This window comes from Gordonia terrae, assembly GCF_001698225.1.
GTDB classification, from domain to species: Bacteria; Actinomycetota; Actinomycetes; order Mycobacteriales; family Mycobacteriaceae; genus Gordonia; species Gordonia terrae.
The window spans coordinates 4,518,060-4,541,571 of record NZ_CP016594.1 but is presented as its reverse complement, the minus strand read 5'-3'; the positions used below and the strand labels follow the sequence as shown (position 1 = coordinate 4,541,571).

Here is a 23,512-nt window from a genome sequence, read left to right as displayed (position 1 = left end):
CGGGGTCCGCCCGGGTCGTCCCGAACCCCGGACGAGTGCGATCGACACGAACGCATGGAGGCCACGTGACCATCTCCGACAAGGACATCGTCAACCCGCCCGCGGGGCCATCGACCCGGCCACCGGCCGCCGCCCCGACGAGACCGGGGGACGGCATCGACTCGTTGCCGCTGTCCGCCGCGCAGCGGGGGATCTGGTTCGCTCAGCACCTCGCGGGTGATCTGCCGATCTCGGTGGCGCAATACGTCGACATCGACGGCGCACTGGACACCGAGTTGCTGGCCACGGTCTGCCGGACCACGGGGCGGGAATTCGGATCCGGACACCTGCGCTTGACCGTCGTCGACGGCGAACCACGACAGTACGTCGCCGCACAGGGCGCCCCGGTGCGCACCGTGGACCTCCGGGACGAGCCCGATCCGATCGCCACCGCTCATCGAATGATGGTGCGCGACTACACCACACCGCTCGATCTGCTGGCGGATCACCTGATGACGAGCATCGTCTACCGCGTCGGGGACGAGCACTACATCTGGTACCTCCGCGCCCATCACATCGCGCTCGACGGGTTCGCCGCCGTCACGATGGTCCGGCGCATCACCGAGTTGTACAACGCCGCCGTTCGCGGCGACCCGGCTCCGCCGTCGACGGCGAGCGACATCGCCGACATCGTCGACCAGGATGCGTCGTACCCGGGGTCGACTCGTCACGACAACGATCGGAAGTACTGGAGCGAGCACCTCGAGGGCGCTCCGCCGGTCGTCACGCTCGCCGGCCGGCACGGCAAGCCGACCCTGCACCCGATCCTGGTGAGCGCGCCGATTCCGGAGGGCACGGCACAGCGCCTCGACGCCGCCGCGCATGAGGGAGGCGGAGTCACCCCGGTGATCGTCGCGGCCTTCGCCGCGTACCTCGCGCGGATGACGGGAAGCGCCGAGGTGCTCCTCAGCCTGCCGGTGTCCGGTCGGCACTCGGCCGTGCTGCGCAGGTCCGGCGGCATGGTGGCGAATGTGGTGCCGCTGCGCGTCCCGGTCGCGGGGCGCACCCTCGGCGACGTGGTGACCTCCGTGCAGGGGGAATTGCTGAGCGCCCTGCGCCGCCAGCGGTACCGCCAGGAGGACATCTTCGCCGACATGGGGATGGCCCGCGACGAGTCGGCCTCCTTCGGGCCCGCGGTGAATCTCATGATGGTCGACAGCGAGGTCGTCCTGGGTGGGGTCACCGGGCGCCTGCACGTCCTGACGTCCGGCCCGACGTCCGATCTGTTCGTCAACATCTACCCGGGTGCGGGCAAGAGCAGCACACACATCGACCTGCAGGGCAATCCGAACATCTACACGCCCGACGAGCTCACCGCGCACCACCGCCGGTTCCTGATGTTCCTGCACGAGTTCCTCGGCGGGGCGCCCGGCGACCACGTGGGACGACTTCCATTGCTCGACGAGCAGGAGCGCTCGGCGTTGCTCCCGGTCCGTGGCGCCGACCCCGCAGCGCCGCGGGTGCTGGCCGATGTCCTCGCCGATACGGTTGCGCGGCACCGAGAGTCAATCGCGGTCTGCGCCTCGGGGCGGAGCATGACCTACCGTGAACTCGACGCCGCCTCGTCGCGGCTCGCGCGTCGGTTGCTCGCCGCCGGTTGCGAGCCCGAGACCTCGGTGGCCGTCCTGCTGCCACGATCCCTGGGCACCGTCGTGGCCGTCTGGGCGATCGCGAAGACCGGGGCCGCGATCGTCCAGGTGGATCCGGAATACCCGCGCAAGCGGATCGAGCACATCGTCGCCGACAGCGGTGCCCGGGCTGCGATCACCGTCGACGACCTCGCCGATCGAGTGCCGCCGGCGGCGGTCCGGATCGACCTCGGTGACCTGTCGACGGACACCGACCCCGGCGACCACGACGGGGCAGACGACGGCGACTTCTCGACGCGTCCACGACTCGAGAACGTCGCGTACATGACCTACACGTCCGGTTCGACCGGCGTGCCGAAGGGCGTGCAGGTCACCCATGCCGGTCTGGCGAGTCTCGTCGCCGACCGGACCGACGCGTACGGCCTCGGACCGGACTCACGGGTGTCCTATGCGCTGTCCCCGAGTTTCGATGCGTCGATGGAACAACTCCTGACCTGCTTCGCGGCCGGCGCCGCCTTGGTCATCGTCCCGCCGGAGGTCATCGGCGGGGAGCGGCTCACACGGCTGCTTTCCGACGAGCGCGTGACCCACCTGACCCTGACCCCGGCGATGCTGGCGACCGTCGAGCCGGAGCCGCTGGCGGGACTGCAGACGGTCGTCGTCGGGGGCGACAGATGCGCGCCGCATGTCGTCGAACGGTGGACGCGATCGGCGACGATGATCAACGAGTACGGGCCGACCGAGGCGACGATCACGGCCGCGAGCTCGGTGGTCGAAACCGACGGCGATGTCACCGTCGGGGGCCCCATCCGCGGGACCTCGGTGATGGTCCTCGACCACGCGCTCCAGCCGGTGCCGGTGGGGACGGCGGGCGAGCTGTACCTCGCCGGCCCCGGTCTGGCGCGCGGATACGCGCACCTCTCCGGTCAGACCGCGGCTCGTTTCGTCGCCCATCCGAATGGCGCCCCGGGCGAACGGATGTACCGGACCGGCGATCTCGCGCGTTGGGTCGGTGCGTCGGCGTCGCCGTCGCTGGAGTTGCTGGGTCGCACCGACTTCCAGCTGAAGATCCGTGGGTACCGGATCGAGCCCGGCGAGATCGATGCCGCCCTCACCGGCCACGCCCAGGTGGAACAGTCCGTCACCGTGCCGGTGCGCAATCATGCGGGCACGACCGTGCTGGCGTCGTATGTGGTGCCGGCGGCGGGGCCGCGGCCCGAGCCGGCGGAGCTGGAGCGGTTCGCGCGTGACTGTCTGCCACCGCACCTGGTCCCGGCCGTGATCACGACGCTCGACGCCCTGCCGCTGAACCCGTTCGGCAAGGTCGACCGGCGTGCCCTCCCCGCACCGGTGTTCGCCGCCGCCCGGTCTGGGCGACCGCCGTCCACGCCCAGGGAATATCAACTGGCGCAGCTCTTCTCGGACGTCCTGGGAGTTGCGGGGGTGGGTGCCGACGACAGCTTCTTCGTTCTCGGTGGTGACAGCATCCTCTCGATCCAGCTCGTGGCGCGGGCGAAGGCGAGCGGCCTGGCGTTCACGACCCAGGACGTGTTCGAGCACAAAACCGTTGCGGCACTTGCCGCGATGGCGTCCGAGGTCGCCGACGACGCCGGGTTGCGCGAGCTGCCCGGCGGTGCCATCGGGTCTCTGCCGCTGTCGCCGATCATGCACGCGATGCTCGACCGTGGTCCCATCGACCGCTTCGGACAGGCGGCGCTGGTCGAACTCCCGGACGCCGTCGGGCGCGACGAGCTGGTCCGCACCCTGAGCGCCGTCCTGGATCGGCACGACATCTTTCGCGCCGTACTCGTCGACGATCTGGCGGACCAGCCGCACCTGGTCGTCCGGCCGCCCGGCGTGGTCGACGCGGACGAGGTGTTGGAGCACACATGGCTCGAACAGCGGGATGCCGAGGAGATCGACCGGCACCTCCAGGCCGCGGCCGACCGGCTCGACCCGCGTGCCGGCGTGCTGGTGAGGTTCGTCTGGTTGCAAGACCGCGAGCACTCCGCGCCCGACCTGATGTGGCTGGTCATCCACCACCTGGCCGTCGACGGCGTCTCCTGGCGCATCATCCTCGCCGACCTGGTCACGGCCTGGAATCAGATCCGGGAGGGGGTCGTGCCGAACCTCGGCCTGCCGACGACCTCGGTGCGGCGCTGGGTCCACGGCCTCGTCGAGCAGGCTCCGTCGCGTGCCGCGGCCGAACTCGACCGATGGACGGAGGTCGTCGAACCGGCGGACCGGTTGCTCGGTCGTCGCGCACTCGACCCGGATCGCGACATCGTCGCCACCGCCGGCCGGCTCCGGATGCGGATTCCGGCGGATGTGACCGAGGCGGTCCTCACCACCATCCCCGCGCGGTTCCACGGCGGTGCCAACGATCCACTGCTGGCGGCCCTCGCCCTCGCGCTCGCGCAGTGGCGCCGCAGGCATGGCCAGACCGACGGCAGCGAACTGATCGCCCTCGAAGGTCACGGTCGCGAAGAGGCCGCGGTACCCGGCGCGGACCTCACCTCGACGGTGGGCTGGTTCACCGCACGCTTCCCGGTCCGGCTCGAGCTGCAGGGCGTCGACCTCGAGGACGCCTTCACCGGCGGTGCGTCGGCGGGGCTGGCGATCAAGCAGATCAAGGAACAGCTCCGGGCCGCGCCCGATCACGGGATCGGTTACGGACTGGTCCGGTACCTCGATCCGACCGGCCGCGACGTCTTGGGAGACCGGCCCGAACCCCAGATCAGCCTCAACTATCTGGGCCGGATGGGGACCGGCGAACACACCGGCCCGTGGATGCCGGCGCGCGGATTCGACGCGCTGGCAGGTACCGGCGACCCGTGGATGGCGTTGCCCGCCCTCATCGACATCAACGCGATCGCCGAACCGGGCCCGGCCGGCGCCGAACTCGACGTCGGCTGGGAGTACGCATCGCTGGTGCTCGACCGGGTCGACGTCGAAGAACTGGCCGCGCTGTGGGCGCAGGCGCTCAAGGGTCTCGCCCAACACGTCCGGTCCGGGACGGCCGGCGGTCACACGCCGTCGGACTTCCCCTTGGTCTCGGTCAGCCAGGCCGACATCGATCGCTGGGCGGTGGCCCACCCGTCGATGGTCGACGTGTGGCCGCTCACCGCGCTGCAGTCCGGCCTGTTGTTCCACGCGACCTACGACGACGCCGCCGACGGCTACACCGTGCAGGCCGAACTACGACTGGGCGGGCGCCTGCGACCCGAACGGATGCGACGGGCCGCGCAGGCGTTGATCGATCGGCACGACAGTCTCCGCGTCGCGTTCGTCGAGACCGGCGCCGGGCCACGCCAGATCCTCCTCGACGACGTGGCCGTCGACTGGTCGGACTCCGACCTCACCGGCATCGTCGACGCCGACGACCGAGACCGTGCACTGCGGAGGCTCATCGCCGAGTCGGCCGGGCCCTTCGACCTGACACACCCGCCCCTGCTGCGTTTCCGGCTCGCGCGGGTCGCATGTGGCGACACCGTCGGCACATCAGACACCGACGAGTACGTGCTGTCGATCACCAACCACCACATCGTGCTCGACGGCTGGTCGATGCCGGTGCTCATCTCCGAGCTGTTGCGCCTGTACCTCACCGACGGCGGGAAGGCCGGCGACGTCGGACTCCCGGGTCCTCGGACGTTCCGGGACTACCTGCAGTGGCTGCACACCCGCGACCACGATGCGACGACGCGCGCGTGGCAGGAGACCCTCGCCGGCATCGAGAGTCCGACGCGACTCACCGGAGTGCCGGAACGGGGCGCCACCGGCGAGATCGGCGAGACCGGCCTCGAACTCGACAGGGCGACGACGGAGGCGATCGCGGGACTCGCACGCGCCCACGGCGTCACCGCCAACACCTCGATCCAGGTGGCGTGGGCCCTGCTGCTCTCGATCATGACCGGCCGGTCCGACGTCGTGTTCGGCAACACGGTGTCCGATCGTCCCGCCTCGATCCCGGGCATCGAGCAGATGATCGGACTGTTCATCAACACCCTGCCGGTGCGGATCCGGCTCCGCCCGGACGAGCGCGTCGTCGATCTCCTGACGCGGGCGCAGTCCGAGCAGGCGGCGATGCTCGACCACCGCGACATCGGCCTGGCCGAGCTCCAGCGGGTGACCGGGGTGGCCGACATGTTCGACACCGCCACGGTGCTGGAGTCCTACCCTCTCGATCCGGACGAGATCAACCGCATGCTCGCCGACGCGGGCCTGCGATGGAACGGTCTCGCCGCGCACGACGCCACCCCGTATCCGGTGAGCCTTCAGGTCACACCGCCCCGGACGGGCAGCTCGGACCGTTCGGCCACCGATCAGCCCGGTACCTATGAACTTCTGCTGAAGTACGCCGTGGACCGGCTCGACGCGGAGTCCGCAGACGTGCTGCTCGAGCGGTTCGTGCTCCTGCTGCGGCAGATCGTCGCCGAACCCGGCCGCACGGTCGCCGCGCTGGCCTCGTGCTGGGACACCGAACGCGCCGCCCTGTGTCCGATCGAGGGGCCACCCCCGGTGTCAGCGCGCGTGCTCCGGGACATCCTCGCCGACACCGCACGCCGGCACCCCGAGGCGCCCGCCGTGCGCGCCGACGGCGCGACCATGACCTACCGCGAACTCGCGGACCGCAGCGACCGACTCGCCGCCGACCTCGCCGCCCGCGGCGCCGGCCCGGAAAACTCGGTGGCGCTGGCGGTCCCGCGGTCGGCCGCGCTCATCGTGGCGATCTGGGCGGTCGCGCGGACCGGGGCGGCCTTCGTCGCCGTCGACCCGGGCAATCCCGCCTATCGCATCGCCGAACTGCTCGCCGATGCGCGATCCACCATCGGGGTGACCGTCGACGCCGTCGTGCCGAACCTCCCGGACACGGTCGAGTGGCTGACCCTCGTCGGCCCCGGCTCGCTCCCGCTGGGTGACGACACCGCACTGCCGGACCGGCCGGTCGACCCCCGCCCGCTCCGGCCGGACAATGCGGCCTACCTCATCTTCACCTCCGGCTCCACCGGCCGGCCCAAGGCCGTCCACATCACCCATCGCGGTCTCGCCGATCGGGTCGTCGAATACGCGGAATCGTTCGCGGTGCACCGGGATTCGACGATCCTGCAGGTCGCCTCGCCGGGGTTCGACGCCTGTGTCTCGGAAGTGCTGGTCGCGCACAGTGCCGGCGCGTGCCTGGTGGTCGCGCCGCCCGAGGTCTACGGCGGCTCCGATCTCGAGGACCTGCTGCGGATCGAGCAGGTCTCCCACGCGATCATCACGCCGACGGTGCTCAACACGATGGACCCGTCCCGACTGCCGGCGCTGCGGATCATCGCGGTGGTCGGCGAGGCGACGGGTGCGGACATCGTGAACCGGTGGTCGCCGGGGCGTCGGCTGATGAATCACTACGGCCCCACCGAGAGCACGATCTGGGCGACCGGCGCCGACGACCTCCGGCCCGGTGAGCCGGTGACGATCGGGGAGCCGATCCGAGGCGTCTCGGCGTTCGTGCTCGACACCTGGTTGCGTCCGGTGCCCGTCGGTGTGGTCGGCGAACTCTATCTCGGTGGTCCCGGACTCGCGCGCGGTTACTTCGACCGCCCGGGCGTCAGCGCGGCGCGGTTCGTCGCCGACCCACTGCGGGCCCCGGGAGAACGCCTGTATCGCACCGGCGATGCCGTGCGGTGGGTGCGCGTGGACGACGCCTTGCGGCTGGAGTACCTGGGCCGCAACGACCAGCAGGTGAAGGTCCACGGCCTGCGGATCGAGACCGGGGACATCGACGCCCACCTCGTGCGCAACGCCGGTGTCGCCCAGGCAGCCACGGTGCTCCAGCGCGGACATTCGGGCCGTCCGGTCATCGTGTCCTACGTCGTCGGGACGCCCGACGAGACGCTGGACGTGCACGGACTGCACGACGATCTCGCGAACACGTTGCCGCAGTACATGGTTCCCGCGGCGATCATCGAACTGGAGTCGATGCCCGTCACCCGATCCGGCAAGGTCGACACGAAAGCGCTGCGGCAGTGTGACTTCCGCGCCGAGAGCGGGGGCGGGCGAGCGCCGGGGACACCGACGGAGCGGATCATCGCCGCTCTGTTCGCCGAGGTGTTGCAGCTCGAGGACGTCACCGCCGACGACAATTTCTTCACGCTCGGCGGCGACAGCATCGTCTCGATGCAGCTGGTCGCGGCGGCGAAGGCGGCCGGCCTGTCCATCACCCCCCGTGCGGTCTTCGAGGCGAAGACCGTCGCCGCCCTTGCCGCCGTCGCGACCGGAATCGGCGACACCGGCACGGGGAGCGAGGCAAACGGGCCGGACACCGACGTCCTGTCGACGGGTGTGGGCGCCGAAGTCGATGTCGCAGAATCGGGGTCGCACCTCGAGCAGCTGCCACACGGCGACCTCGAGGTCCTGCGACGGCGGTTCCCGGCGCTCACGGATGTGTGGCCGCTGTCGCCGACGCAGTCGGGAATCCACTTCCACTCGACGCTTGATCCCGACTCCGTGGACGACTACACCGTGCAATCGACGATCGCCCTGTCCGGTCGGCTCGACGTGGAGTTGCTGCGCCGCGCCGCTCAGGCCGTCGTGGACCGGCACGACATCCTGCGGACGGCTTTCGTCCAGACGTCGCAGGGCCCCCGGCAGATCGTCGTCGGCGATGTCGGGGTTCGTTTCCGGAGCGTCGATCTCACCGCGGTCGAGGACCGGGGAGCGGCGCGTCGGATCGCCGCCGACGAGGCCGGAGCGGGTTTCGATCTCGCCGAGCCGTCCCTCATCCGATTCACCGTCGTGCGACTCGACACCGACCGCTACGCGGTCCATGTCACCAACCACCACGTGATCCTCGACGGCTGGTCGATGCCGCTGTTGCTCGGCGAACTCCTGCAGTACTACGGAGATCCGGCGCAGATCGGCGTGGCCGGCCCGGCGTCGTCGTACCGGAACTACCTCGCGTGGCTCGACGAGCAGGATCACGACGCCTCGACGGCCGCGTGGGCGCATGCCTACGCCGACGTCGACGGACCCACCCGGGTGACCAGGGGCGGCCTCGCGATGAGTGGGGTCGCGGCCGGCGAGATCATCGCCGAACTCCCCGAGCAGGAGTACGCGCGCCTGCGGTCGGCGGTCGCGGATTCCGCCGTGACCGTCGGCACCGCCCTCTCGGCGGCCTGGGCCCTCGTCCTGCGGACCCTCACCGGTGACACCGACGTGGTGCTGGGCTCCGCCGTGGCCGGGCGACCGCCGGAGCTGCCCGGCGTCGAACGGGCGTTGGGCATGTTCCTCAGCACCGTGCCGATCCGGGTCCGTCTCGATCCGTCGATGTCGTTGCGTGACCTGCTGGTTCACGTGCAGGACGCGAACGCGCTGGTTCTCGACCACCACTATGTCGGACTCCCGGCCATCCACCGCGCGGTGGGACGGTCGGATCTGTTCGACACCGCGCTGGCCTTCCAGTCGTTCCCACTGCGCGAGGAGGCGCTGCAACAACTCGTCACCTCGGCCGGTCTGCACGTCGACGGCATCACCGGACTCGACGCCACGCCGTACCCGCTGAGCGTCGTCGTGGCGCCGAAGATCGACAGCGGCGAGGGCGAGCCGGGACTCAGCGTCACGGTGCGGTTCCATCGCGACGAGTTCGACGAGACCCGCGCGCGTGAGATCGCCGACCACTTCGTGGAATGCCTGGCCCGGATCGCCGACGAGCCCGGTGTACGGCTCGGCGACCTCCGTCATGCGGGGCCGGCCGGTGTCGGTCGGACCGACGAGTTGGCGCCACCGGCAACCCTTCTCGACATCCTCACCGCCGCGACCGGGCAGAATCCGGATGCGATCGCGGTGACCTGTGGGCAGAGGTCGATGTCGTATCGAGCGCTCGACGCGGAGTCCGACCGGGTGGCCCGACAGATCCTGCGGCGCACGACGGATCGCCTCGTGGCGTGCGCTCTGCCACGATCCGTCGAGGCGGCGATCGCGATCTGGGCGGCGGCGAAGGCGGGAGTACCGTTCCTGCCGCTGGATCCGAACCTGCCCGCCGAACGCATCGAGTTCGTGCTGGCCGATTCGCGCGCCGGGCTGGGGATCACGATCGGCGCATGCCGGGCGGGGCTGCCCGACAGCATCGACTGGATCGTTCTCGACGGGCCGCACTCGTCTCCTCGCGCGCGCGTCAGACCCGCCGACCCGATCACCGATGACGAACGGAGCGGCCCGATCCGGGTCGCCGACACCGCCTACGTGATCTACACGTCGGGGTCCACCGGTACGCCCAAGGGCGTGGTGGTGTCCCATCGCGGACTGGCACAGGTCGTCGCGGCCCAGCGCGCGGTCCTCGGCGTCGACCACCGGTCGACCGTGCTCCAGGTGGCATCGCCCAGCTTCGACGCCTTCGTGTTCGAACTGTTGATGGCGCACGGATCCGGCGGGCGGCTGGCCGTGTCGCCGCCCGAGGTCTACGGCGGGCCCGACCTCGCGAATCTGATCCGGCGCGAGGACATCTCACATGCGGTGCTGACACCGTCGGCCCTGGCCACCGTGCCGTCCGAAGGTCTCGACAGCCTTCGTGTGCTGGCCACCGCGGGTGAGCCCGTGGGGCACGAGTTGGTGTGGCGTTGGGCCGGGGGCCGGAGCATGGTCAACCTCTACGGACCGACCGAGTCCACGATCTGGGCCACCGCGAGCGCACCGTTGGGTGTGGCCGGCCCGATCACGATCGGAACCGCGGTGGGACCCGTCGGCACGGTCGTGCTCGACTCGTGGATGCGCCCGGTCCCGCAGGGCGTTGTCGGCGAGTTGTACCTCGTCGGCCCCGGGTTGGCCGACGGCTACGTCGGACGTGCCGCGACGACGGCCGTGCGTTTCGTGCCCTGCCCGGCCGACGTGCCCGGCGCCCGGATGTACCGGACCGGCGATCTCGTCCGGGTCACCCGATCCGGTGAACTGGAATATCTGGGACGCAACGACTTCCAGGTGAAGGTGCGCGGTACACGAGTCGAGGTGGGCGAGATCGACGCGCGCCTCGGGTCCCGCGTGGACGTCGCCTACGCGGTGACCGTCCCGCATGGGGGGAACGGAACGCCGCAGTGCCTGGTGTCGTACGTGACCGCCGCGCCGGGGGTGTCGCTGTCCGGGGACGAACTCCGCGCATCCCTGGAGCAGACGCTGCCCGCGTACATGGTTCCCGCCGCGGTCGTCGTCCTCGACGAGATCCCGCTCACCCCGACCGGCAAGCTCGATCGGCGTCGGCTGCCCGAACCGGTCTTCGCCGCTCGGGAGTTCCGCGCACCGTCCAACCGAGCCGAGTCGGCGGTGGCCGCCGTGTTCGAGGAGGTCCTCGGAGTGCCGCGGGTGGGCGCCGACGACGACTTCTTCGCCCTGGGCGGTGACTCGCTGAGCGCATCGGTGGTGACCGCGCGGCTGGGAGCTGTCCTCGGGGTGCGGATCCCACTCCGATCGGTGTTCCGATCGCCCGGCGTTGCGGCCCTGGCGGAGTCGGTCGGATCGCTGGGCGCCGACCGGCGCGCACCGCTGGCGGCTTCCGAACGCCCGGAACGGCTTCCGTTGTCGCTCGCGCAACAGCGGATGTGGTTCCTGAACCGGATGGATCCCGAGTCACCGGCCTACAACATCCCGGTGGTCCTCGAACTGACGGGGCGACTGGACCTCGCCGCACTCGAGCAGGCGCTCGGGGACGTGGTCCGACGGCACGAGGTACTGCGGACGATCTATCCCGAGATCGACGGTGATCCGTGGCAACTCATCCTCGACGAGGCCCCGGTGACCGTGGAGACCCGCCGGGTGCCGGCGACCGAGGTCGAGGACGTCGTCGCCGGATTCGTGCGCCGCGGGTTCGACGTGACCACGTCGGTGCCGATGCGCGTGGCAGTGGTCGCGGTGGATCCGGACGAGCGGGGTCGAGACCACCGGCGGACGACCGACGGACGCTTCCTGCTCGTACTCGTGGTCCATCACATCGCCGGTGACGGACAGTCGATGGCGCCGCTGGCGCAGGATGTGATGACGTCCTACGCCGCTCGGCTCGGCGGCGCGGAACCGGCCTGGGAACCGCTCGCGGTCCAGTACGCCGATTACGCCCTGTGGCAACGCCAGATGCTGGGACGCGACGATGACCCGGCATCGATGATGCACGCCCAGCTGGACTTCTGGCGCACGACCATGGCCGGTGCCCCGGACGTCCTCGATCTGCCCACCGACCGGCCGCGCCCGCCGGTGGCGACCCTGGCCGGCGGTCAGGTGCCGGTGGCGATCGATGCTCGGCTCCACGAGCAACTGCTGGCCCTCGCCCGCTCACACGGCGCGTCGTTGTTCATGGTCCTGCATGCCGCGCTCGCGACGGTCCTCGGCCGGTTGAGCGGGGTCGACGACGTCGTGATCGGCGCACCTGTGGCCGGGCGCGGCGAACCGGATCTGGAGCCGCTCGTCGGCATGTTCGTGAACACGCTCGCGCTCCGGACCGATCTCGACGCGGCGGAGTCGTTCGCCGGGTTGCTCGACCGTGTGCGTGACGTCGACCTGGACGCCTTCGAGCACTCCGACGTCCCGTTCGAGCGGATCGTGTCCGAGCTCAATCCGCAACGGTCCACCGCCCACCATCCGCTGTTCCAGGTCGCCCTGGCGTTCCAGAACCTGTCCGGCGTCGACGTCGAACTGCCGGACCTACACGTGTCCCGCGCGCGGGCCGACACCGGTATCTGTCAGTTCGACCTCCAGCTGGTCGTGGCCGAGTCGTACTCGGACAACGGTGCGGCACAGGGGATCGCCGGCACGATGATGTTCGCCCGCGACCTCTTCGACCCCGCGACCGTCGCGGGATTCGTTCGTCGGCTCGAGTTCGTGCTCGACGCGATCGTCACCGACGCGTCGACGCCCGTCGGTGACATCGACTGGCTCGGTGACGACGAGCGCACCGAACTGCTCACGGTCGTCGGATCGGGTGCGGCGGCGGAGCCGACCCTGCTGCCGGAGGTCTTCGCGGCCGCCGTCGACGCCGATCCCGACGGCGCGGCGGTGATCGCCGGCGACGTCGAGGTGTCCTACGGTGAGCTCGATCGCCGCTCGAGTCGACTGGCCAGGCAGCTGATCCGGAGCGGAGCGGCACCGGAACGACCGGTGGTGGTGGCCGTCGAGCGGTCGGTCGACTCAGTGGTGGCATGGTGGGCGGTCGTGAAGTCGGGTGCCCCCTACGTCCCGGTGGATCCCCACTACCCGGCTGCACGGATCGACCAGATGGTGACCGATTCGGTTGCGCCACTCGGTATCACGACGCGCGAGTCGCGCACTGCACTGCCCGATGCGCTCGAGTGGGTGGTGCTCGACGACCCCGCGACCGCCGCCGAGATCGAGGAACTGCCGTCCTCGCCGATCGCGCAGTCCGACCGGGTGTGCCCGGTCCGACCGGCGAACATCGCGTGGGTGGTCTTCACCTCCGGCTCGACCGGCGTGCCGAAGGGTGTCGCCGTCTCACACGCCGGCGTCGCGGACTATCTCGCCACGCTGCACGTGGACCGAGCGGCCGGAACCTCCTCGCGGGTCCTGCATTTCGCCTCCCCGTCGTTCGACGCCTCGCTGCTGGAGATCCTGCTCGCAGTGAGTGCCGCGGCCGCGCTGGTGGTCGCGCCCACCGGGATGCGTGGCGGTCGCGAACTGGCGGATCTCCTCCGTCGGCATCGCGTCTCGCACGCGTTCGTCACGCCGGCCGCGCTGGCATCGGTGGACCCGGACGGTCTCGATGATCTGCGGGTCGTGTTCTCGGGCGGTGACGAGGTGCCCACCGATCTGGTGAGCCGGTGGGTGGGTGCCGATCGTGCCGGCGGCCGACAGTTCCGCGTGCTGTACGGCCCGACCGAGACCACCATCGTGGCCACCGCCACGGCCGGATTGCAGGTGGGGGAGCGTTCGACGATCGGCTCGGCACTTGCCGGCATGCAGACACTCGTACTCGACCCGCGTCTGCAGCCCGTGCCGGACGGGGTCGCCGGGGAACTGTACCTGTCCGGACCCGCGCTGGCGCGCGGCTACCTGAACCGTCCCGGGGTGTCGGCGGCGCGGTTCGTCGCCCATCCCTTCGGACGGACGGGAGAACGCGCGTACCGGACCGGCGACCTCGTTCGCCGGAACCGCGAGGGGATGCTCGAGTTCTTGGGACGCAACGACTTCCAGGTGAAGGTCCACGGCTTCCGGGTCGAGCTCGGGGAGATCGACACCGCCTTGGCCGAACTGGCCGCGGTGGCCTTCGCCGTCACCGTTCCCCGACACGACGCCGGTATCGGCATGCGCCTGGTGTCCTATGTGGTGCCTGCGCCCGGTGTCGCCCTGACCGGCGAGAAGTTGCGAGCCGGGCTCGGCGAGGTCCTGCCGTCGTACATGGTCCCGGCCGCGGTGGTGGTCCTCGACGAGATCCCGTTGACGCCGAGCGGGAAACTCGACCGGCGTGCCCTTCCCGCGCCCATCGTCACCACCCGGACCTTCCGCGCACCCGCCACACCGGTCGAGGAGATCGTCGCAGGGGTGTACGCCGACGTCCTGTCCATCGACGCCGCGGTCGGTGCCGATGACGACTTCTTCGACCTGGGTGGGAACAGTCTGGCCGCGACCCGCGTCGTGGCGAGAATCGGTGCGGCGCTGGACACGACGATCCCGGTCTCACTGATCTTCGAGGCATCCACGGTGACGCGACTGGCGGCGCGCGCCGAATCCCACGCCGACACGGGCCGGGTCGGCCTGGTGGCACACGCTCGTCCGGAACGGGTTCCGCTGTCCTACGCCCAGCAACGCATGTGGTTCCTCAATCGGATCGAACCCGACTCGTCGGCGTACAGCATCCCCATCGTGGTGCGGCTGTCCGGCGATCTCGACGTCGACGCGCTCCACCGGGCGATCGGCGACGTCATCGACCGTCACGAGATCCTGCGCACCGTCTACCCCTTCGTCGAGGGGGAACCAGTCCAGGTGATCCTGCCGGCCGAGGCCGACATCGTACCGATGGAGGTCGCCCGGGTCGCCGAAACCGAGGTGGACCAGGCGATCGCGGACCTGATCGGGACGCCGTTCGACCTGACCGTCCAGGCGTCGACGCGGATCGTGCTCTTCGAACTCGGCGCCGACGAGTGGGTGCTCGCCGTCGTGCTGCACCACATCGGCGGCGACGGCTCGTCGTTGACGCCCCTGGCGCGCGACATCATGTCGGCCTATGCCGCGCGAGTGCAGGGGGAGGCGCCCGGATGGGTGCCGCTCCCGGTGCAATATGCCGACTACGCGATCTGGCAGCGGGCGGTCCTGGGCTCGGAGTCGGACCCGGACTCGTTGTTGCGTGCGCAGATCGACTACTGGGCGGAACAGTTGGCCGACACGCCCCCGCTGCTCGAACTACCCACCGACCGGCCCCGCCCGGCCACCCAGTCCTACGCCGGGGATTCCGTCGGTCTGACCGTCGACGCCGAACTGCACGCCGGGCTGCAACGGGTGGCCCGCGCGCACAACACGACCCTGTTCATGGTCGTCCACGCCGCGCTGGCCGCCCTGCTCGCCCGACTCGCCGCGACCGACGACGTCGCCGTCGGCACCCCGTACGCCGGCCGCGGGGAACGCGATCTCGACGACCTGATCGGGATGTTCGTCAACACCCTCGTGCTGCGCACGAGGGTGTGGAGCGGGATGTCGTTCGCGCAGTTGATCGATGACGTGCGCGATACCGACCTCGCGGCATTCGGTCACGCCGACGTCCCGTTCGAGCGGCTCGTCTCCGAACTCAATCCGGTCCGCTCCGACGCCCACAACCCGCTGTTCCAGGTGATGCTCGCGTTCCAGAACATCTCGACCACCGACATCGAACTGCCCGAACTGTCGGTGCGGGCCGTCGAGCCGGACACCGGGCTGGCCCTGTTCGACCTGCAGGTGACGGTGGCCGACGCCTATGACCCGGACGGCACGCCTGCGGGCATCGCCGGGGGGGTCACCTTCGCGTCCGACCTCTTCGACCGGTCGACCGTGGAGCGCTTCGTCGACCGGTTGGTGGGGATGCTCGAGGCGATGACGACCGACCCCGACCGCGCCGTACACGACGTCGACCTGCTCGACGACGCCGAACGACATGCCGCACTCCAGGGTTCGAATGCGTCGGCGCACGATGTGGATTCCGCCGAGAACCTCGCCTCGATGTTCGCGGCGGCTGCGGCGGCACACGCCGACGAGACCGCGGTGATCTCGGGGGCGGTCACGCAGAGCTACGCCGAGTTCGCCGGTCGGGTGAATCGACTGGCCCGCTGGATGATCGCACAGGGAGTGGGCCCGGATTCGCTGGTCGCCCTCCGCATGCGGCGCTCGCTCGACCAGGTGACGGCGATGTACGCGGTGCACGCCGCGGGCGGTGGTTACGTGCCGATCGACCCGGATCATCCGGCCGAACGGATCGACTACATGATCGAGTGCGCCCAGCCGGTGTTGGTCCTGTCGTCACTCGACTCCGTGGACCTGACGGGGTTCGACGACTCGCCGCTGACGGACGACATGCGGACCGGACCACTGAACCCGGATGCCCTTGCCTATGTCCTGTTCACGTCCGGCTCCACGGGGCGTCCCAAAGGCGTTGCGGTGTCGCATCGCTCGGTGGTCAACCAGGTGCGCTGGATCAGTGCCGAGTACGGGCTGAATACGGCGGACGTGGTGCTGCAGAAGACTCCCGCGACCTTCGATGTGTCGGTGTGGGAACTGTTCGCGACATTGGCCGTGGGTGCCCGTCTGGTCATCGCGCGACCGGACGGCCACACCGATCCGCGATATCTGGCCGAGGTCATGTCCGCCCATCGGGTCACGATCACCTCGTTCGTGCCGTCGATGCTGGCGGTGTTCGCCGATGCCCTGCCCGTCGGTTGGGCGACGTCGCTGCGGACCCTGCTCGTGGCGGGCGAGGCGTTCGGGCCCGACGTGGTGGACGCCGCCCGCCGCGCGCTGCCGGGAGTGGAGATGTACAACCTCTACGGACCGACGGAGTTCACCGTGCACGCGACGTCGTCCGTGGTGGGGACGGCCGCCGACGGGGCGGTGCCGATGGGGGTACCGGTGTGGAATTCCCGCGCGTACGTGCTGGATTCGCGGATGCGCCCGGTGCCGGCGGGAGTGACCGGCGACCTGTATCTGTCCGGGACACAGGTGGCTCGGGGTTACCACGGACGCCCGGGTCTCACCGCCGACCGTTTCGTGGCCGACCCGTTCGTCGACGGCGCCCGGATGTATCGCGCCGGCGACCTGGTGCGTCGACGCCGAACCGGTGAGCTCGAGTATCTGGGACGCAGCGACTTCCAGGTCAAGCTACGTGGGCTCCGGATCGAACTCGGCGAGATCGAGGCGGTGTTCGCCGGGCATCCGGATGTCGCCCGCGCCGCGGCCGCGGTCACCTCGACGGACACGGTCGACTATCTCACCGTCTACCTGGTGCCGGTCGGGTCGGACCGGGACGGGGCGGGTTCGGTGGACACCGCCGAGGTCGTCGCCTTCGCGTCGGCGGCGCTACCGGGATACATGATGCCGAACGCGGTGATGGTGCTCGACTCGCTGCCGTTCACCGCGTCGGGCAAGCTCGACCGCGCGCGGTTGCCGGAGCCGCCCCGCGACGCCTCCGGGTTCCGCGCACCCTCGTCGTGGCTCGAGACCGAGATCGCGCGGACGTTCGAGCACGTGCTCGGCGTGCCCAGGGTCGGGGCCGACGACGACTTCTACGCCCTCGGGGGCAATTCGCTGAGGTCGGTGCAGGTGGTCAACGATCTGGAGACCGAGTTGCACGTCGAGATCCCGATCCGGTGGATGCTGTCCGATTCGAGCCCGGCCGACCTGGCCCGGCGGATCGAGGCCGGTATGCGCAACGGGTTCGATGCCGAAAACGCTGCCGCGCCCGGGCCGGGTGGCCCGGGGTCACGCGGCGTGGGGCTCGATGTCCTGCTCCCGATCCGTCCGGAGGGCGAGCAGGCGCCGCTGTTCTGCATCCATCCCGCATCCGGACTGTCCTGGTGCTACCAGACGTTGAGCCGGCAGATCCCGGCCGGCCGGCCGGTCTATGGACTGCAGGCGCCCCAGATCGGCGGCGAGGTGCCCGGTCCGGCCACGATGTCCGAGATCGCACGCAGGTACTACGACGAGATCCGGTCGGTGCAGCCCGAGGGCCCGTACCACCTGCTGGGCTGGTCGCTGGGTGGGGTGATCGCACATGCGGTCGCGGCCGAGATGCGGGCGGCCGGTCACGAGGTCGCCCTGCTGGCGATGCTCGACACGGAGGCCGACGGCGTCGACACCTCGGCGATCACCACGGTCACGGCGGGCGAGCTGATCAGCAATCTCGGACCGGTGCTCGGCATCGACTTCGTGAGTTCGGACGCGACCGCCGAACGCGCTGCCGAACAGATCGCCGAGCGTCTCGGGGACCGGTTCGGCATCGACGTCGCGACGATCGAGCGGCTGACCGACGCCTACAACCTGCTCATCCGTGCGACCGGTGATTGGCATCCGCCGGTCGTCGAGACCGACGTGCTCTACTTCACCGCCGTGCGCGATCGGCGGCCGGACGCGGTGGGTGCCGACGGGTGGGGTCGATACGTCCGGGGGAGCATCACGAATGTCGACGTCGACACCCACCATCTGGGGATGACCGAAGACGAGGCGATCGCGCGGGTCGCAGCCGTCCTCGACGACCATCTGACGTCCGAAAGTGCCTCGCAGCAGGCCCGTTCGGGGTTAGCGTTTTCTCACGATGATCGGTTCACCATCAAGAAATGAGGTCGTCCATGGACAAGATCGGCAAATCCGGCGCACACCGGTGCCCACGCCCGCGCGGTCGCCGCCCGGCCGGGGCCTTGCTCGGCTGCGCATTGGCCGCATCGCTCACCGTGACGGCCCCGGCCGTCGCCCAGGCGGCCGCGCCCGGTGTCGCCCTACCGGTCCCGGTGGTTCCGTCGTCGTCGACGTCGGGAGGAGAGGCGCTGCCCGGCAACGCCTTCCGGATCGCGCACGTCGACGCCGCGTTGGTGTCGGACGCCGGCCCGGTCGTGGTCGGCCAGTGGCCGGAGGCGCCCTCGGTCGTCCCGTCGCCGCGGCACCTACGGCCGCTCGGTCAGGTGAGGGTGCCGGTCGCGGCCGATGCCGGTGACCGGGTCCGGGTCGGCAACCTCGATCTGACCCGGCCGAGCGCGTTGTCGCCGGAGCTGGCGGCCCAGATCACGGCGGGGTCCGGTGAGATCGTCCGGGGCATCTCGGATGTGTTGCGGAGCAACGGTGTTCCGGCTGCCCGCGCGGACCGGGTGGCCGAACAGATGGTTGGTGACGCCGCAGTGGGCGGCGTCATCGGCGCCGGGGTGGCCGCGCCCCTCGCCCTCGCGGTCGGTGGCGTGGTGGGCGGTGGACTCGGTCTGCTCTTCGGAATCCCGTTCCTGCCCACCGGACTCGTCGTCGGGCCAGTGGTGGGGACGGCCTTGGTCGCCACCCTGGTCGCGCTGCCCGCGGTCGCGGCGGGTGTCGCGATCGGCGCCGCGCACGGCTACGACAAGGGCTGGAAGGTCCCGGTCGGCGGGCCTCGGCACCTGCGCGCGGACACCACCGAGGTGTCGGCCGAACGGGTCGTCGTCCCACATCAGGCGAAGCATGCGGCACCCGCGCCGGCCGTTGTCCCCGAGGTCGCCGCACCCGTCGTCCGGCAGGTGGCCCCGACACCTGCGGTGAAGCGGGTCGAACCCATGCGGACCGTCGGGAGTGGTCCGGCGGACTGCTCGATCGTGCGCAAGGTGGAGGTGGCGCTGCAGGGCGGTGCGATCGGAACCTGTCAGGCAGGGTGACCGGCGCGACAACGACCACGCCGAAGGACTGCGCCGCAACGATCTGCGTTCCCGCTCGATGGTGCGAGCGGGAACGCGGATCGGGCCCGTTTCACTGTGGAGTTGTCAAGGTACGAGCGCGGTCCCGAGTAAGGCCCGGGTGCGGAAGGTGCTGCGCTATAGGTGTGTTGCGGTCAGGCGGCGTTGTCGAGTCGCATGGTGCGTCGGTTGTGGGCGGGTCGTGGTCGGCGTTGTGGGTCGATCGAGGCGGGTGGCACCAGCCAGGGGTGGCGGTCGAAGCCCATGACGATGTCCCACCCGTGGTGGTGGACTTGGGTGTGGCAGCGTTGGCAGAGCAGGCAGCCGTTGTCGAGGTCGGTGGGTCCGCCGTCGGCCCAGTTGGTGTCGGCCCCGGGCGTAGTGTCTGCGATTGCTCGCAGGCTATTTCCCGGGGCCGCACCACCGAACCGGACGTGCGGCTTTCACCGCATCCGGCTCTCCGTAGGTCACGCTGGGATGGCGTGTGAGGTGTCCCACGGGGTCGGGATCTTGTTGCCGCGGTAGCGATAACGCTGGATGGTCATCGTTGCCGGGTCATAGAGCCTGACTCCGTTGTATTCCGGCCACCGGTGTCGGTTGTATCTGGCGAACAAAGCCCTCCGACTGGTGTGGGGGTGTTTGTTCTTGATCCAGCTCCACGCCCGCCACCACAGATAGTGCCGTAGTGCCGAGTAGGTGGCGCTGGCCGAGCTGTGCCGGAAATATTGCGCCCAACCACGGACGGTCCTGCCCAGCCGCAGGAACAACTGGTCCGGGGCTTGGTGGGTGATCTGTCGGGTCATACTCTTGAGCTTGCGTCGGATCGAAGCGACTGACTTCTGTGACGGGTAGCTGTAGATGTAGGACCGGGTGCTGCCTTTCTGGGTGTGCCGCTGGATGCGGAACCCCAGGAAGTCGAACCCTTGTGCGGTGGAGACAATCCTGGTTTTCTCTGGGGCGAAACGCAGCCCCATCGGCGCCAGGATCTCGCCCACCTGATCCCACAACTGTTCGGCGTGTGCGTGCGATCCGTGCACCAGAATCACGAAGTCGTCGGCGTATCGGACGAGCCGATAGGTCGCTCCTCCGCGGTTGCGGTGCGCAGCGCGTGCGCTGCTGTTGTTGTGGGCCGCCCACCAGTCATCGATGTGGTCATCGAGGACCGAGAGGGCGATGTTGGCCAGCAGGGGCGAAAGAATACCGCCCTGCGGGGTGCCGGTGTGTGTGTCCCGGAAGGCTTTGTCCTCATCGAGGATTCCTGCTTTGAGGAAGGCCTTGATCAGTGCCAGAACTCGTTTATCGGCGATTCGTGCCCGTATCCGCGCCAGTAGCGCGGGATGGTCGATCTCGTCGAAACACGAGGCGATATCGGCTTCAAACACCCAGTCATAACCTCGGGCCGCATGAAACCGGATATCCTCGATCGCGTCCTGTGCTCGCCTGCCGGGTCGGAATCCGTAACTCGAAGACGAGAAATCGGCCTCGAAGATCGGTTCCAACACCAGCTTCAGGGAGGCCTGCACGACCCGGTCGGTGACGGTCGGGATTCCCAATCCTCGTTTCTTGCCATTGGCTTTGGGAATCATCACCTGCCGTACCGGGACCGGACGAAACGTCCGCGCCTTCAACTGAGCACGAACGTCCTCCAGAAACCCGGTCACACCCTGTGCGGATGCCTCGATCGAGGCCGCGGTACGGCGATCGATCCCGAAGGTCTTTGCTCCCTGGTTACCCCGAACCCGTGTCCACGCCTCGACGAGGAAACACGGGTCGGCCACAAGGTTGTACAGATCCTCAAACCGACGACCACGATCGGCCGCCGCCCAGCGATGCAACTTCGTCTGCATCCCCAGTACCCGCTGACGTGCCGTGAACGGCCTGGTCAGCGCGGCACCGATATTCATCGGTGCATCTTCTGTCATTACAGTCCAATCGTTGCGCGTCCTACTGCGGTCCTTCCCCATGTGGCCGGCTTTCCCGTCCTCGGAGTACTACGACCGCTCCGCCCCCACCCGATGCCGTTGATGGGCAGTGCATCTACCCGCCCGGTTGCCGCTGGCCGCGACCTGACCCGGCGGGAACACCCGATGGGTTCCCCTGTTCACGATGTTCCCGATCGACGAGGGAGGTGCCCAGCTTTACCCCGATGGCCCCGGCAGATACCCCACAGCACTTCTCCACCGGCTACCGGTCCCCGCGGCTGCGGTGACCGGCGGACGCGTCTGGTTACACTTCCCTTCGCGCGCACCATATCCCGACCAATCCGCCAGATTGCAGTCGGTTCCACATAACGAGGCCTCTGACACTGGTTCCTCACGTACACCTTCTCGTCTTGCTCACCAGGCCCGTGCCATCTGGCAGTACTGACACGACCCAACTTTGTCGGAGGCCGCTTGCCACCCGAACCTCACACACTCCCAACGAGATCCGCGCTGCCTCCCAGCTTCCTCAGGCCGCTGTGACGACCCGAGTCCGGGGGTCTCTCACCCCCGATCGGTAACAACGCGCCTCAGGGCGCACGTGTGCGATGTGGTGCACCTGGGTGTGTGACGGTGGTGCACCGCATTTGATGCAGCATTGGTCTCGCACGATCATCGCTCGTCGTAGGTGTGGTGGGAACAGGCGGTGGGTGTGGCCCATCTGCAGGGGTACGCCTTCAGTATCGAGGACGATTTCGGTCAGCGACCCGTCGCACGACAGCTGTTTCGCTGTTGCATGGCTGACGGATCCGGTCCAGGGCAGGGTGGCTGGGTCGGCGCCGGTGGCGGGGATCGTGAGCATGAGTTGTGTCCGTGGGGAACCAACGGTGTCGAGGGTGGCTCCGAGTGCTGCTTGGTCGAGGATCAGCTCGAAGGCGTCGGCGCGGCGCTGCTCGGCGGTGCGCCGATCCTGGGCGCCGTCGGGTTCGGGTCGCGGGCAGGATCGTTAGTCGATCATCGCCTGGAACTTTTCGCCAACGACTTGGGTGAGATCGGCGCGGATGTCGATGCGTCCGTCGTCGGTGGTGTGGGCGCTGACCGAGTTCAAGGATGAGTCGTCGGCGGTGGGGATGCCGGTGTCGTCGGCGTCGGTGAGGGTGTTGCCGATGGTGCGGGCGTGTTCGAGGACTTGTGTCGGCGTTGCCCCGGAGAGTGCTTGGCCGAGGAGCTCGATTTCGTGCGCCGTCTTGTCTTCGTCGGAAAGAGGTGCCGAGCACCGCTTTTCAATGTGGTTCATTCCGCGGATGATGGCGTCGATGATCTCGCCGGTGAGTCGCCCGTCGGCGGCGTGACGAGCAAGCGTCGGAAGTTCGGGTAGGGCGTCGACGCTGCGCATGACGCGGTGGGCCGAGCTCGGTGCGTGCCCTGATTCGATCAGCATCTTCTTGGTGGTGCTCCCGACCTTTTGTGCGACGCCGAGTTCGTCGAGTTGTGCTGTGTGGGTGACGATCTGGTGGTCAGCGATATTGCGTATGAGTCGAAGTGTGTTCAGTGCGTCGAATGTTGCTGCGCCGGTGAGGTCGTCGGTGGGTGGGGTGGTCTCGATGAGGTGGTCGAGGAGAGTGGCGGGCTCTGGCATGTCTCCACTATACGGGAACATTCGTTCGATTTCGAGGACTTTCCACAGGCTCAGAATCGCGAAATAGTTTACCTTGCAACATATTTCGTCGACTGTGCTTCCATCGTTGACTGCCGTCAATTCCAGCCTCACTCGTTAGGGATTCGGCGCAAGAGTGGTGGATCTGCGGTGACAGTTTCTGCGCGCAGTGGAACGCCGGGACCGGCCCTGCGGGTGGTTCGCGCTGTCGGTGGCCGGACGATCTGCTCATCAAGGTCCGGCCATCGGCGTCGACCTGGTACGTCCTGCTGAAGGGGGTCTCGTCCTACGGTCGGGTATTGCAAAAGGGCGACGTGAGCGGGGCGCATGGTCGACGGAGATGGGCGCACGGTCGACGGCGCGAGTCCGGTTCAGCAGCTCCACTGGCGACCCGAACCAGGGTGTGTCGGGGCATGCTCCAGTCTTGGATCATCTTGGGTATATCTGTTGTGCCGCTGCGGTTCCGCG

Annotated in this window: 3 protein-coding genes and 2 pseudogenes; 2 read left to right on the top strand and 3 right to left on the bottom strand. The window is 69.2% G+C overall.

Going from position 1 to position 23,512, the window contains the following annotated elements:
• Window positions 1-65 precede the first annotated feature (65 nt).
• Both BCM27_RS20090 and BCM27_RS20085 read left to right on the top strand, forming a co-directional pair.
• Window positions 66-18,398, top strand: a complete 18,333-nt coding sequence (locus BCM27_RS20090) for an amino acid adenylation domain-containing protein (protein ID WP_004022488.1) — start codon at window positions 66-68, stop codon at window positions 18,396-18,398.
• Window positions 18,395-19,450, top strand: a complete 1,056-nt coding sequence (locus BCM27_RS20085; RefSeq protein WP_239450622.1) for a hypothetical protein — start codon at window positions 18,395-18,397, stop codon at window positions 19,448-19,450. The genes BCM27_RS20090 and BCM27_RS20085 overlap by 4 nt, the downstream gene beginning before the upstream one ends.
• A 173-nt stretch (window positions 19,451-19,623) precedes the next feature.
• Here BCM27_RS20085 and BCM27_RS25555 read toward each other — a convergent pair.
• From BCM27_RS25555 to BCM27_RS20075, 3 genes and pseudogenes are all read right to left on the bottom strand, one after another.
• A pseudogene (locus BCM27_RS25555) lies at window positions 19,624-19,830 on the bottom strand (HNH endonuclease); the annotation flags it as partial.
• A gap of 105 nt (window positions 19,831-19,935) precedes the next feature.
• Window positions 19,936-21,390, bottom strand: a complete 1,455-nt coding sequence (gene ltrA / locus BCM27_RS20080; RefSeq protein ID WP_306304215.1) for a group II intron reverse transcriptase/maturase — start codon at window positions 21,388-21,390, stop codon at window positions 19,936-19,938.
• A gap of 598 nt (window positions 21,391-21,988) precedes the next feature.
• Window positions 21,989-23,047 (bottom strand): annotated as a pseudogene (locus BCM27_RS20075) (DUF222 domain-containing protein); the annotation flags it as partial.
• Window positions 23,048-23,512: the final 465 nt, after the last annotated feature.

Coding starts and splice junctions, on each gene's coding strand:
- BCM27_RS20085 (WP_239450622.1), top strand. CDS start 18,395: ATGAGGTCGTCCATGGACAAGATCGGCAAATCCGGCGCACACCGGTGC.
- ltrA (WP_306304215.1), bottom strand. CDS start 21,390: ATGACAGAAGATGCACCGATGAATATCGGTGCCGCGCTGACCAGGCCG.